Below are 14,848 nucleotides of genomic sequence, written 5' to 3' on the forward strand. Positions count from 1 at the left end.
ATAAAAATATCTTTATATGATACTCTCACAATGGTCATCGACGCAATTTTCAAGGCCCTGGCGGACCCCACAAGGCTGCGCATTGCCCGGCTCCTATCGACAATGGAGCTGGCGGTGGGCGAGCTTGCCGCTGTGCTGGGGCAAAGCCAGCCGCGTGTGTCGCGCCATGTTGGCATCTTGTGCGATGCAGGTCTTGCTGAACGCAGGCGCGAGGGAAGCTGGGTTTTCCTGCGTGCGGTGAGCGGTGATGGGGCTGATGTGGGTGGCGGTCCAGTTCATTCGGCGCTGGGCCATTTGCTCGCCGTGGCTGAGGCGGAGAATGCGGATTTTGCAAAAACCTGCGCCGATGATCGCCGCAAACTTGCCGCGATCCGCCAATTGCGCGAGGCCAATGCCGAAGAGTATTTCGCGCAGCACGCCAGCGAATGGGACGAATTGCGCGCGATGCACACGCCCGATGCGCAGGTTGAAGAGCAATTGCTAGCCGCGCTTGGCGATGCACCGCTTGGCGCGGTTCTCGATATTGGCACTGGCACAGGCCGTATGGCTGAGCTTTTCGCAGACCATGCACAGCGGATTGCAGCGCTGGATAAGAACGTCGAAATGCTGCGTTTTGCGAGAGCCAAATTGCAGCATCTGCCAGCTGGCAAAGTCGATCTGGTACAAGGGGATTTTGCAAGCCTACCCTTTCCTGATGCGAGCTTTGACACGGTCCTTTTGCATCAAGTGCTCCACTTTGCGCAGGACCCTGCCATTGCGCTTTCAGAAGCGGCGCGGGTGGCGAATTCGGGCGCGCGCATTGCGATTGTCGATTTTGCCGCCCACGACCGCGAATACTTACGCGACCGGCATCAGCATGCGCGCCTCGGCTTTTCCGATGAACAGATGCACGCGCTTTTGCGCAATGCAGGTTTCATCCCGGCTAAGCCATACGCGATGGATGGCGGGGAACTGATCGTAAAAATCTGGATTGGAAAGCGGCAGGACGCTGCCACCGATCCTACGCCAAATATCCCCTTTCAAAAAAGCACAAACCCATGACCTCTGTCCCGTCCCTCAACCAAATGCATGAAGCGCGCACCGCGCTTGATAGCCCGCTGTTCTCCGACCTTCCCGGAGATATCGACATCAGCTTCGAGTTCTTTCCGCCCAAGACGGAGAAGATGGCTCAGACCCTGCAAGAGAGCGTTGCAACGCTGCAGCCTCTCGGCCCGCGTTTTGTGTCGGTGACTTACGGCGCAGGGGGCACCACCCGCGAACGCACCCATGCGGAAGTTGTGCGGGTGCAGAACGAAACCAGGATTCCAGCCGCCGCGCACCTCACCTGTGTCAACGCGACCAAAGATGAAGTGAACGCGGTTGCGCGCCATTATTGGGAAAGCGGCATTCGCCATATCGTGGCGCTGCGCGGCGATGCGCCTGATGGCGGGGCGTACAGCCCTCATCCGGGCGGTTATGCCAATGCGGTGGAGCTTATCGCGGGGCTCAAACAGGTTGCGGATTTTGAAATCTCGGTCGCAGCCTATCCAGAGGTTCACCCTGACAGTCCCGATGCGCAAACCGATATCGACAATCTGAAAGCAAAATTTGACGCAGGCGCCGACCGCGCGATTACGCAGTTTTTCTTCGATCCTGAATGCTTCTTCCGTTTTCGTGACGAAGCGGCGGCGGCCGGGATTGATGCAGAAATTGTTCCCGGTGTGATGCCAGTGATGAGCTTTGCCGCGGTTCAGCGGATGAGCGGGCTTTGCGGAACATCTATCCCCTCGTGGATGGAAGGGCTGTTCGATGGCCTCGATGAACGCCCCGCTGCTCGCCAATTGGTAAGCGCCACTATCGCTGCGGAATTGTGCCGCAAGCTTTATGCAGGCGGCGTGCGCCAGTTTCACTTTTACACACTCAACCGTGCAGAGCTTAGTTATGCAATCTGCCACATGCTTGGGAAACGACCCGTCGGAGTAGCCACATGAACGCGCGCACAAAACTTGAGGCGGCGGCCGCTGAACGAATTCTGATATTCGACGGTGCGTTCGGCACACAGATTCAGAACCGCAAGCTTTCCGAAGAGGATTATGCGGGTGATCTGGGTCTGGGTGCGGATCAGAAGGGCAATAACGATATCCTTGCGCTTACCCGCCCCGATGTGATTGCCGATATCACGCGCAGCTATCTCGATGCAGGCTCTGACGTGATCTCGACCAACACGTTCAGCGCCAATCGCATCAGCCAAGCCGATTATGCCGCCGAGGATCAAGTGGCGGCAATCAATATCGCGTCTGGCAAGATCGCGCGCGAATTGGCGGATGAATATGAGGCGAAAGACGGCAAGCCACGCTTTGTGGCTGGCGCGATTGGGCCGACCAACAAGACGCTTTCGCTGAGCCCCGATGTCGAAGACCCCGGTTACCGTGAAATCGACTTTGATGAGCTGACCGCAGTTTACAAGGAGCAGGCCGCCGCTTTGATCGAAGGCGGCTGCGATTTCATCCTGATCGAGACGGTGTTCGATACACTCAACGCCAAGGCCGGGATCATGGCGGTGAAACAGCTTGAGGCAGAGCTTGGGCAAGAGGTGCCGGTGATGATCTCGATGACGCTCACCGATCTGTCTGGCCGCAATCTCTCAGGGCACACGGTTGAGGCGTTCTGGTATGCGGTGCGCCATGCAAAGCCGCTCACGATTGGCCTTAATTGCAGCTTTGGCGCTGACCAATTGCGCCCGCATGTAAAAGCGCTCTCAGCCCTCGCGGACACGCTCATCATGGCTTATCCCAACGCAGGCCTTCCCAATGAGCTGGGCGAATATGACGAGATGCCGGACACGACCGCTGGTCTTGTGAAGCAGTGGGCGCAAGGGGGACAGGTCAATATTTTGGGCGGGTGCTGCGGGTCGTCGCCTGAACATATCAAGGCGATTGCCGAGGCGGTGAAGGGCCTGCCACCGCGCGAAATTCCGACGCCTGAGACCGCGATGCGCTTGTCGGGTCTTGAAGCCTTCACCTTTGCAGCATGAGCGTGTCCCCCGTTGATAGGCCCCACGCCGATAGAATTGCGGTGCGCGAGGCTGGCGTTGCAGATGCAGAGCGCCTGTCGCTTGTCTCTGATGCGACCTTCCTTGAGACCTTCGCGCATGAAATTCCGGGTGAGGCGATGCTCGCCCATTGCCGGGAAAAACACGCGCCAGAATACCTTTCTGGTCTTCTTGGAAACGGGGCGCGGGCCTGGCTTGCTGAGATTGAGGGAACGCCTATCGGATATGCCCTGCTAATCCCTTCGCCCGAACTCGACGCCGTGGTTGAGGGGGATGTGGAGCTTAAGAAGATCTACGTCCTCTCGCGCTTTCAGGGAACTGGCACAGCGCAGCGCCTTATGGCTGAGGCGGTTAGCGCGGCCCAAGGCAACAAGCGCCTGCTGCTTGGCGTCAAGGACGACAACCACCGCGCGATTAGCTTCTACAAAAGCCAGGGCTTCGAAATCATCGGAACCCGCCAATTCAATGTTGGCGGTCAGCTTTACGACGACTTTGTCTTTGCCCGCGACCTCACCCGAACAGTGATTGGGGAAACCACCACATGACCGGCCAATCCGCCTCCAGTTTCATCAATATCGGTGAGCGCACCAATGTAACCGGTTCAGCCCAGTTCAAGAAGCTCATCATGGCCGATGACTACGCCGCCGCCGTCGAGGTTGCTCGCAGCCAAGTCGAGAACGGCGCGCAGGTGATCGACGTCAATATGGACGAAGGGCTGCTCGATGCGAAACACGCGATGACTACCTTCTTGAAGCTGATTGCAGCTGAGCCTGATATCGCCCGGGTTCCGGTGATGATCGATTCGTCAAAATGGGACGTGATCGAAGCAGGGCTCAAATGCGTATCGGGCAAGCCCATCGTCAATTCGATCAGTATGAAAGAGGGTGAGGAGCAATTCCTCGAACAAGCGCGCAAATGCATGGCGTACGGCGCTGCCGTGGTGGTCATGGCGTTTGATGAAGCGGGCCAAGCCGACACCAAGGAACGCAAGGTCGAGATCTGCAAGCGCGCCTATGACCTGCTCGTCGGGATCGGGTTTCCGCCCGAAGACATCATCTTCGATCCCAATGTCTTTGCCGTCGCGACCGGGATTGAAGACCACGACCGTTATGGACTCGATTTCATCGAAGCCTGCACCGAGATCAAGAAACAATGCCCTCATGTGAAGACCAGCGGAGGGCTTTCCAACCTCTCCTTCTCCTTTCGCGGGAATGAGACTGTGCGCCGGGCAATGCACTCGGTCTTTCTCTATCACGCCATCCCCGCAGGGCTCGACATGGCGATCGTCAATGCGGGCCAGCTTGATGTGTATGACACTATCGACCCCGTTCTTCGCGATGCCTGCGAAGACGTGATCTTGATGCGCCCGGTTGAAGGTGAGGATAGCGCGACAGAACGCCTCATCAATCTAGCGGAAAGCTTCAAGGGCAAGAGCAAGGAAGACGACAAGCAGGCGGCGGAATGGCGCGGCTGGGAGGTCTCCAAACGCCTCGAACACGCGCTCGTCAAAGGGATTGATGCGCATATCGTCGATGACACGGAGATTATGCGCGCGCAGATTTTCGAGGCCGGTGGTCGCCCCATCGAAGTGATCGAAGGCCCGCTGATGGACGGGATGAACGTTGTCGGCGACCTGTTTGGTTCAGGCAAAATGTTCCTGCCCCAAGTGGTCAAATCCGCGCGCGTTATGAAAAAGGCGGTCGGGCACCTCATCCCCTTTATCGAGGCGGAAAAAGAATTGCTGCCAGAGGCCGAGCGCACCTCCAAAGGCACGATCATCATGGCCACCGTCAAAGGCGATGTGCACGATATCGGCAAAAATATCGTTGGCGTGGTCTTGCAGTGCAATGGCTATGAAGTGGTGGACATGGGCGTGATGGTGCCCTGGCAGGACATCCTTAAAGCCGCGAACGATCACAAGGCCGATATGATTGGTCTGTCGGGCCTCATCACTCCATCCTTGGACGAGATGGTGACGGTGGCCGAAGAAATGCAAGCGGCGGGCATGACCATGCCGCTCCTCATCGGCGGAGCAACCACCAGCAGGGTTCACACGGCGCTAAAAATCGATCCGGTTTATGATGGGCCTGTGATCCACGTGCTGGATGCAAGCCGCGCAGTTGGCGTTGCGTCCAAACTGCTCTCCGACACGCTTCGCGATCCTTTCGTTGAAGAAACGTCGAACGAATATGAGAAGGTGCGCGTGGCGCGGGCTGGGAAGAGCGAAAAAGCGCTCCTTCCCCTCAAAGAGGCGCGGGGCAATTTTTACGACGCTTTCCTGAGCGACAAGCCTGCGCCCCCGCTCCAACCGGGTGACCATCTGTTCGAAGAATGGCCATTGGATGATCTGGTCAAGGTGTTCGACTGGACGCCGTTCTTCCGCGCATGGGAATTGCACGGCGTTTATCCGCGCATCCTCGAGGATGAAGTGGTGGGGGAGGCTGCCCGCAACCTTAAAGCGGATGCTGACGCGATGCTGGAAAAGATCATCGCGGAGAAGTGGCTCACTGCCAAAGCCGTCGTTGGCCTGTGGCCGTGCGCGCGCGCTCACGATTGCCGCGATGATGTGATGATCCATTTGAGCGAGGCTAAGCATATCCGGATGCCGTTCCTGCGCCAACAAGTGATCAAAAGCCGCGACCGCGCGAATATGTGCCTCGCCGACTTCATCGACCCTGCTGGCGATTGGATCGGCGGCTTTGTTGTCGGTATTCACGGGATCGAGCCGCATATCGAAGCTTTCCGCGCGGACAAGGACGATTATTCCGACATCCTTCTAAAAGCGCTCGCTGACCGTTTTGCCGAAGCTTTGGCGGAGCGGCTTCACCAACACGTGCGCACCGACCTTTGGGGATATGCGCCCGGTGAACAACTCACCAATGAGGCGCTGATCAAAGAGCAATATCGCGGCATACGACCAGCGCCCGGTTATCCGGCTGTGCCCGATCATTCCTTGAAGCCGATTTTGTTCGACATGCTTAATGCAGAGGCCAAGATCGGGGTGTCGTTAACAGAAAGCTTTGCCATGTTGCCCACGGCTGCTGTCAGCGGGCTTTACTTTGGTCACCCCGAATCGCAGTATTTCGGGGTCGCAAAGATCGGCCAAGACCAGCTTGAAGACTATGCCAAGCGCCGCCTTGTGGACATCGCGGTGGCGGAGCGCTGGCTCAGACCTAACCTCTAAGAGCCTGTCACAGCGGCAAAAACTGTGGTCTTCTGCACAGTTTGCTCAGCAAAAACGCGTATACCTCTCGCAAGGTAAGAGGCGCAGTTCGGCGTGCCCCAGTTCAAGACAACTGGGTCAAAAGGGCTGCAATTGCGCGCCGACACGATACGAAATGGCTCGACAGTTTTGTAAAGATACGTAATAACCAAAGTGTTAATTTTGCCGAGCGTTAGGACTATCCGACGGGTAGAGGGGGATGAAATGATGATTCGCAAATTTGCGGCGGCTTTGGTTTTGGGATGCGCGGTAAGCGCTTCGCCAGCGATGGCACAGGATTTGGTGCACCAGCCAATCAGCCCCACCTTTGGTGGTAACCCTTTCAACTCAAACCACATTCTTGGCATTGCCAATGCTCAGAACAAGACGACCGATCCCAATGCGGTGAACCGCAACGATCAGTCCAGCATATTTGCCCGCCAGCTCGAATCGCGGCTTTTGTCGGCTCTCTCCTCTCAAATCGTTGATGCGATTTTCGGAGATAATCCTCAGGAGTAGGGCACGATCACTTTTGGTGGACAGACAATTGAGTTCTTCCGCAGTCTGGATGAGGTCACGTTGATTATTCGCGATGACAATTCCGGCGAAGAAACACGCATCGTCATTCCTCTGTTCATCGAGGTCAATTGATGCGTTCTTTCGTGAAGCTTGGGCTTGCAGGCCTTTGCGCGCTCTCACTGGGCGGTTGCATGAGTCTGGCGCAGGATGGCCGGGACTTTCTGCCTGAGACGACCAGTCTCGCCTATTTCCCGAAAAAGACACAAACGCAAAATTTGTTGCACCAATTGCCTGCGCCTCAGCGTCAGGTGGCAATCGCGGTGTACGGCTTTAGCGATCAAACGGGTCAGTTTCGTCCGACCAACACGGGGCAGACGCTTTCGCGCGCTGTCACGCAAGGTGCGGGCTCTATCCTGGTAAAAGCTCTGCAAGATGCGGGCAATCGCCAATGGTTTACCGTTGTTGAGCGCGAGCGTCTCGATAATCTCCTGAAAGAGCGTCAGATCATCGGCGAAATGCGCAAGCGTTATCTGGGTGAGCAGCAGGTTGACCCTAATGCGCTTCCTGCGCTGCTGTTTGCAGGTGTCCTGCTTGAAGGCGGGATCATCGGATATGACACCAACACGGTGACAGGCGGCGCTGGTGCAGCGTTTCTTGGTATTGGTGCTCGCACCGAATATCGCCAGGACACGGTAACCGTTTATTTGCGCGCTGTATCGGTTCGCACAGGCGAGGTTCTGACTAACGTTCAGGCCTCGAAGACAATCGCAAGTCAGGCTATCGGCGCGAGCGCCTATCGCTTTGTGGCATTCCGCGAACTGCTTGAAGCTGAGGCGGGGATCACCTCGAACGAGCCTGATCAGGTTGCTTTGCAGCAAGCGATTGAAAAGGCCGTCTATGGTCTTGTGCTCGAAGGCGTGGACCTTGGGCTTTGGCGTTTTGCCGATTCAGATGCATCACAGGCTTTGATGAGCACTTATCGTGCCGAACGCGATGGAATTTACGACGCGGATGATGTTCAGGACGCGGTTGAACGGGCAGGCTCACTTACCGCGCTGAATGTCGTTGATCGCGACGACGATGAAGAAGGTTCTTGATCGGGGGCTTTGGTCCCTGACGAGGAAGAGCGCCCGGAAGAGGCGTGTGAAGAAGGGTTTGTAGAGAGGTGGTGCAATGCGTTTGCTGAGCGAGCGTAGTGCGAGAAGTAAATGGGTGCATTTCGTTTGATTACTGTCCGGGTGGTGCGCCTGGTATCAAGCGAGAGCCGCGCAGAAGGGCGGACTTTAGAATGGGGGATTGCAGGCTTTACGGCGGATTTGCGCTCGCTTTGTTGGCGAATGCGATGCCGTGCCTGCGCCTCTCTGACTTGTCGTTTCTTCGCACAAACCGCTTTTCGGGGGCAATTCGCATAACCCCCTAGAGAACACAGATGCCAGGTGAGCGGGGGTGAACCTTGGTGTCTTTAAAACTTATGTCCCCACACAGATCGTGCCGGTTAGGGCGATCACTTTGGAAGGAAAGAAAATGAGAACAGCAATTTATACAGGTGTTTCTGTACTGGCTCTATCAGCGGCCGCTCCGCTTTTGGCGCAGGCAACAGTGCCCGTGGATTGTGTGGGTGTGACAGGTAATTGCAGTGTTATCGACACGGTTGGCGGTGGTAACACCTCAACTGTCGATCAGGATGGTCCAAGCAATGTCTCTGAAGTCCTGCAAGATGGGGACAATCAGGAAGCGACGGTCACGCAAAGTGGTCCGGCTGGTTCCAACCTTTCAAATGTCGATCAGTCAGGCGCGGATCACACTGCGACGGTAACGCAAGAAGGCTTCGACCTTGGTTCGCCAAACCTTGCGACCAATGAAAGCGACGTTACTCAAGATGGGGGCAATATGACCCTGACTGTAACGCAAGTTGGTGACGCAAACTCTTCGATCGCTGATCAGTCCGGTTTGGACAAACTGGCAACGGTTGTTCAGGGCGGCTTTGATAACAGCTCAAGCGTAGCGCAATCGGGCGGTGATCCGACTGTTGCTGATGTGCTTCAGGATGGCGATGGCAACGACTCGATCGTGTCACAGGCATCTGCGTTGCAATTGCAAACAGCAGACGTGGATCAAACCGGCGATTTCAACTCGTCGGACATCGATATGGCCGCAGGCAGCAGCGGGACAGCGACCGTTGCACAGTCGGGCAATGATAACGTTTCAGACGTTGATTATCTGGCGAACAGCCGCGGTGATGCAACTGTCGATCAAAGCGGTGATGCCAACACATCCAACATCACTCTCGATCGTTTCAGCCTGACCGTGAACGTCGACCAAAGCGGCGACGACAACACCTCTGATGTCTTCATGAGCGGTCCGTTCTCATCGCGCACGACTGTCGACCAGAGCGGTGATCGCAACACCTCAACCGTCAATCAGGGTCTTGCAACCAATGGCGGCGTTGATATCGACAACATCATCTCGCAATCGGGCGACGACAACACTTCGACTGTGACACAGGATAATGTCAGCCGGGCAGACGCAAACGTCGACCAGTCGGGCGACCTCAACACCAGCACCATCAATCAGGAAAGTGGCGGCGACACGATGTTCGCCAACACGACGCAATCGGGCAACGGCAATGACGGGCAAATCGTTCAGACCGGTGACGCAGGCGGTGCTTCGTCCAGCAACTTTGCCGAGCTTGTCCAAGCAGGTGATACAAACTTTGCCGGTATTGAGCAGAGTGGTAATGCCCGCGGTGAAAGTGCCAGTGTTACCCAAGCTGTTGACGTTTCCGACAGCGCTGCTGGCATTTTGCAGACAGGCGATGGCACGCTTGGCGGCTCGGCCAATAGCAATCTCGCTGTGATCAATCAGAGCGCGGGTTCAAACAACTCTTCGTTCATTGAGCAAAGCGGTGTTGGTAATATTGCGGAGAACATCCAAGCAGGTTCACTCCACACATCGCAAATCACTCAGATTGGACTGGGCGGTGTGGTCGCGATTGATCAAATTGGTAGCAACAATGACAGCTCGGTCGAGCAGGCTGGTGATTTCAACCAAGTCTTCATTTCGATGGAAGGTAACGACGGCGTTTCCACCGTGCTGCAATACGGCGGGAGCAGCAACTCCGTAACGCTGACCCAAACGGCTGATGGCAATGAAAGCCAGGTTGAGCAGGGTCTGAACGGTGGGAGCGACAACACCGCGACCATCACGCAGGCAGGACTGGGCAACACCAGCATCATCGCGCAAGGCAACAACCTTCTGAGCGATCTCAACACAGCCACGATTGACCAGCAGGGCGACGGCAACCTCAGCCTTCTGGCTCAGGATGGCACGTCCAACACCGCGACAATCAATCAGCTGACCGGTGGCAATGTGTCGGATGCGACGCAAAATGGCATCGGCAACACAGTGACGGTTACCCAATAACGCGAATGAATATCGCCCCGGGCAGGCCACAGGCTTTCCCGGGGCGCTCAAGTTTCCAATACCCTGCGATCATCGATTGAGCCGCAGGTCAAAACAGGGAAGAAAACAATGAAAACCATCATTTATGCAAGCGCATCACTGCTCGCCATGACAGCGGCAGCTCCAGTATTGGCGCAAGCTACCACTCCGGCGGCTTGTGTCGGTGCGACCGGTAACTGCAGCGTTGTCGATTCTGCGGGTTCAGGCAACAGCGTAAACGTCGATCAGTCCGCTGGTACGGGCAACGTTTCTGACATCGTTCAGGACGGCGAAAACCTCGACGCAACTGTGACGCAGGGCGCCGATGGTAACATCTCGAACATCGATCAGGAAACAGTGGGCGCGACCCCGATCGACACCACCGCAATTGTGAACCAAGTGGGCGGCGGCGATTCCATCATCAGCCAGACCTCTTCAGGCGACAACGCCAGCGGCATTATCGCTGATGTTGACCAGGACGGGGCCAGCACCTCTGACGTTGCTCAAATTTCGAGCGGCGCGGACAGCACGCTGATCAGCACCGTGGTTACGCAAACCGGTGACCTCAACTCCTCGATCGTCACTCAGAACGATGTTGGCAACGCAAACGCCATTCTCGAAGTCGAAGTTGAACAAGACGGTTTTGGCAACATTTCTGATGTTGACCAGTCCGGCACCGACAATCTTGCGACCGTCTTCCAAGGCGCGGATGATGGCGTGGCCATCGTAATCCAGTCGGGTGACCTGCAAGACGCTGATATCCAGCAAACCGGCAATAATAACGGTGCAGGCATCGATCAGTCGGGTTCGGGCAATATCGGCGCTGTGCTTCAGACAGGGACCGACGGTATCGGCACAATCACGCAGACGGGCGAAGATGGCACGGCTAGCATCATTCAGTCGGGCACTTTGAACGATGCCGACATTGTTCAGGCCGGTACGCAGAACGGTGCTACTGTCATTCAAACCGGTACGGATAACGTCGCAACTGTCGATCAGGCCACCGGTGTTGCCCCAACCAACGGCGCAAATAGCGCAAACATTCAACAAGATGGTACAGGCGGTACTGCGACCGTGAACCAGAACGTTGAAGCCGACATCGACTTTGCGCTTGTTCTGCAAGGTGTGGACACGGTCGATAACACCGCGACCGTCAATCAGACCGGAGCAGTCGCTAGCATTTCTCTTAACGAAGCACTGATCGAGCAGATATCGGGTGAAGGCAACGTGTCGACCATCGTCCAAGGTGATACCACCAGCATTGGTGGCGGTGTCGTCAATGGCGTCGGTAGCCTGGCAGAATCGACCCAGGACGGCGACTTCAACGAGTCGCTTATCGGTCAAAGTGGAGCGTTCCAAACGGCATTCGTCGACCAGATTGGCTCTGATAACGTCAGTGAAGTCTATCAGGGCAACTTTGGCGGTGACAACAACAGTGCAACTGTCACGCAAACGGGAACCGGTCTTGGTGTCTCGACCTCGCAGGTCTTCCAGGACGGCAATGGCAACAACGCAACTCTGACACAGGGCGGCGGAGAGCTTAACGCCAGCGTCATCGATCAGGGCCTTGCAGGCGGCGACAACAACACCGCGACCGTCACACAGGACGGTTCAGAGAACGAAAGCGATGTTCTCCAGAACTCATTCGGCTTTGGCGGCGACAATATTGCGACCGTCCTTCAGGAAGGGATCGGCAACGTCAGCCTGATCGAACAAGATGGTGACGTGAACACTGCCACTGTTTCACAGTTCGACGGCAGCGCATCCTCGGTCTTCCAGGATGGCACTGGCAACACTGCAACAGTGACGCAGGGCGCTCCATAAGCGGGAATAATAATCGGCGGGCGGGCCATGATGGTCCGCCCGTTTTCGCTTTGGCGAACAACGAATTTAACTTTGATCACCGGTTAGACGAGGGTGATCACTCATTGAGGTGACGAAACTAAGACGAAGTAAAGTCAGGCTCAATGTTCCATGGGGGGAACGGACAATGAAAAATCTCATTTACGCAGGTGCATCACTTCTCGCAATTGGTGCCGCGTCGCCGATTTTAGCGCAGGCCACCGTTCCACCGGCATGTGCAGGTGCACCCGGCAATTGCAGCGTCGTTGACAGCAGCGGCACGAACAACTCCACAAATGTTGACCAGTCCGGCGGGACCGGCAATGTTTCTGATGTCGCACAGGACGGCGAAAACCTCACCGCAGTCGTGACACAGGGCGCAGACGGGAACATTTCAAACATCGGGCAGGAAACCACTGCCTTGAACCCCCAAGGCATCGTGGCCACAGTCGATCAGACCGGCGGCGCGGATTCCATCATCAACCAGAACTCCTCTGGCGATGACCTCAACGGCATGACCGCCACGGTTACCCAGAACGGTGCCAGCACGTCTGACATTGCGCAGACTTCGATCAACAACAATGGCGCATCGAACATCGATGCGATTGTTGACCAGACAGGGGACCTTAACTCCTCGATCATCACTCAGTCGGACAATGCAGGCGGCAACAATGATGGCGACCTGCTCACGTCCGTCACACAAACCGGCACGGGCAACAGCTCGGACGTGATCCAAGTGAACCGGCAGCAGACAGCGACCATTTTGCAAACTGGCGATAACAACGCGTCAACAGTCGCTCAAACGGCCCGCCGTCAGAACAACGCTACTGTCACCCAATCAGGTAACGACAACGTATCCGATGTCGCGCAAGACAGCCGTTTGAACGATGCGTTTGTGACGCAGACGGGCAATGGCAACCTTGCGGTGGTTGATCAAACCGGGACGGTTGCAGGCGGCGATGGACGCGGCGATGCAACGATCACCCAAGACGGTGAAAACGGCGATGCGTCGATCACACAGACCGGATTTGCGCGTGCGCCTACCGCGACCATCACGCAGGAAGTGGACACTGACCAGGCGTCTGCCTCGATCATACAAACGGGCGACACCGCAACGGGTGGTCCCGCCAACAACAATGTTGCCACGATTACGCAAGTGCGCGGAACCGGCAACACTGCTCTCACTATCCAAGGTGACACCACCCTTGAAGGCGGTGTTGTGACCGGAGGGACCAACAACTTTGCAACCGTACGTCAAGGCGATGACTTCAACGACTCGTTGGTCGTTCAAGGCGGCGACGGGCAGAACGCGGATGTTGAACAATTCTTCGATAACAATGTGAGTCAACTGTTTCAGGGCACGATCGGTGGCTCTGGAAACACGGCTACGATACGCCAAACAGGCAATGGCGGCGCCGACACCACATCGGTTGTTTTTCAAGACAGCGACGGCAACATCGCAAACGTCACGCAAGGCGGCGGTGAGGGCAACAATAGCTTCGTCGAGCAGGGCTTTGTCGGCGGAGCAGGGGTTGGCGGCGACGCAAACACCGCTGATGTCACCCAGAACGGCTCGTTCAACACCAGCGATGTCCTGCAAAACTCGTTTGATCCAGGCAGCGACAATGCGGCGACCGTCGCGCAGACCGGTGATGGAAACTCAAGCGCGGTCGAGCAGGATTTCAGCAATAACACTGCGACCGTTACCCAAGCGGCAAACGGGAACACCTCGGATGTTTTCCAGCTGAGCGATGGCAACACCGCGACCGTGGACCAGCTGGGCGATGACAACATTTCACTTGTCGATCAGTCTTCGGCTCTGAGCGATGTCGCGACCGTGCTGCAAACGGGCGCTGGAAACGGCTCAACCATTACGCAAAGCGGCACCGGCGGGCTGAACACCGCTGATGTTATCCAGCAAGGTGATGACAACACGGCAAGCATCGATCAGTCGGGCGCCGCTGAGTCGAACGGAGCGTTCGTTTTCCAACAGGCAGATGCAACGAATAGCACCGCGACAGTCAATCAGACTGGTGGTCTTTCTATGGCCGCACTGATCGATCAGAGCGGCGGCGATGGGAACGAATCAACGATCAATCAGCCTGGAGGCGATTCCTCGGTTGCTGAAAACGTGCAGATCGGAAATGACAACCTGTCCACAATCACACAGGAAGTCTTTTCAGGGACCGTTTTTGTCGATCAGATTGGCGACAACAATGAGTCCAGCGTGACGCAGGGTCTTGATCTTGCAAACGCGACTTCGGTCACTCAAACCGGGGATGCCAATATCAGCTCGGTCAATCAGGCGGGCATCGGCCTGTCCGGCTTTAACACTGTCACGGTCGCACAAACCGGGAGTGGCAATGAAAGCACTGTCACCCAGGCGACAACCGATACCGTCTTGTTCAACGACGGCAACGAGATCGATGTTCTGCAAGATGGCATGGATAATACCAGCACGATCACCCAGAACGGTGAGCTGAACATTATCGACCTCGATCAAGTGGCTCTGGGTGCGACCAGCACCATCACGCAAAGCGGTTCGCTGAACACTGCCACAGTTGGTCAGTTCAACGACGCTCACAGCTCCACCTTGAGCCAGGTGGGCGACAACAACTCCGCAGTCGTTACGCAAGGGACGCCGTAAGCGGAATATGACTTGCGGGGGCAGGTCCGTGATCGGCCCCCGCGTGTTATTTGCCGCCTTTCATCAAGGTTGCAGCAACAATTGCTGGGCTAGGGTAGTTTTTTGGTATCCGGGCGTATTGCCCAAGGCACCGGAAGACCCTCGCCACAACGGCCACAATCGGTTA

General features: G+C 56.4%; 10 protein-coding genes. All 10 read left to right on the forward strand.

Annotated elements, in window-relative coordinates; genetic code table 11:
* The first annotated feature begins 30 nt into the window (after positions 1–30).
* The 10 genes from EH31_RS07480 (at position 31) to EH31_RS07525 (ending at position 14,682) form a co-directional block, all read left to right on the forward strand.
* Positions 31–1,041, forward strand: coding sequence for an ArsR/SmtB family transcription factor (locus EH31_RS07480; RefSeq protein ID WP_034959543.1), 1,011 nt, complete (start codon positions 31–33; stop codon positions 1,039–1,041).
* On the forward strand, positions 1,038–1,970 hold the full coding sequence (metF, locus tag EH31_RS07485; RefSeq protein ID WP_034959545.1) for a methylenetetrahydrofolate reductase [NAD(P)H]: 933 nt from the start codon (positions 1,038–1,040) through the stop codon (positions 1,968–1,970). The genes EH31_RS07480 and metF overlap by 4 nt, the downstream gene beginning before the upstream one ends.
* Positions 1,967–3,013, forward strand: a complete 1,047-nt coding sequence (locus tag EH31_RS07490; protein WP_034959546.1) for a homocysteine S-methyltransferase family protein — start codon at positions 1,967–1,969, stop codon at positions 3,011–3,013. Before metF ends, EH31_RS07490 begins: the two co-directional genes overlap by 4 nt.
* A complete protein-coding gene (locus EH31_RS07495) occupies positions 3,010–3,576 on the forward strand; it encodes a GNAT family N-acetyltransferase (RefSeq protein ID WP_051699055.1) in 567 nt (188 codons plus the stop codon). Before EH31_RS07490 ends, EH31_RS07495 begins: the two co-directional genes overlap by 4 nt.
* Positions 3,573–6,215: a methionine synthase gene (gene metH, locus EH31_RS07500; protein WP_034959547.1), complete on the forward strand. Its 2,643-nt coding sequence runs from the start codon at positions 3,573–3,575 to the stop codon at positions 6,213–6,215. Before EH31_RS07495 ends, metH begins: the two co-directional genes overlap by 4 nt.
* 243 nt (positions 6,216–6,458) lie before the next feature.
* The gene (locus tag EH31_RS07505) at positions 6,459–6,752 is read left to right on the forward strand and encodes a curli assembly protein CsgF (protein WP_241765860.1); all 294 of its coding nucleotides are present in this window, start codon (positions 6,459–6,461) and stop codon (positions 6,750–6,752) included.
* A gap of 131 nt (positions 6,753–6,883) precedes the next feature.
* Positions 6,884–7,849: a CsgG/HfaB family protein gene (locus EH31_RS07510; protein ID WP_034959548.1), complete on the forward strand. Its 966-nt coding sequence runs from the start codon at positions 6,884–6,886 to the stop codon at positions 7,847–7,849.
* A gap of 427 nt (positions 7,850–8,276) precedes the next feature.
* Positions 8,277–10,175 (forward strand): beta strand repeat-containing protein, encoded by a 1,899-nt coding sequence (locus EH31_RS07515; protein WP_034959550.1) that lies wholly within the window; start codon positions 8,277–8,279, stop codon positions 10,173–10,175.
* A gap of 108 nt (positions 10,176–10,283) precedes the next feature.
* A complete protein-coding gene (locus tag EH31_RS07520) occupies positions 10,284–12,017 on the forward strand; it encodes a beta strand repeat-containing protein (RefSeq protein WP_034959551.1) in 1,734 nt (577 codons plus the stop codon).
* 166 nt (positions 12,018–12,183) lie between these two features.
* A complete protein-coding gene (locus EH31_RS07525) occupies positions 12,184–14,682 on the forward strand; it encodes a beta strand repeat-containing protein (protein WP_034959552.1) in 2,499 nt (832 codons plus the stop codon).
* Positions 14,683–14,848: the final 166 nt, after the last annotated feature.

Origin of the sequence: Erythrobacter longus (genome assembly GCF_000715015.1) — a bacterium.
Classification (GTDB): domain Bacteria; phylum Pseudomonadota; class Alphaproteobacteria; order Sphingomonadales; family Sphingomonadaceae; genus Erythrobacter; species Erythrobacter longus.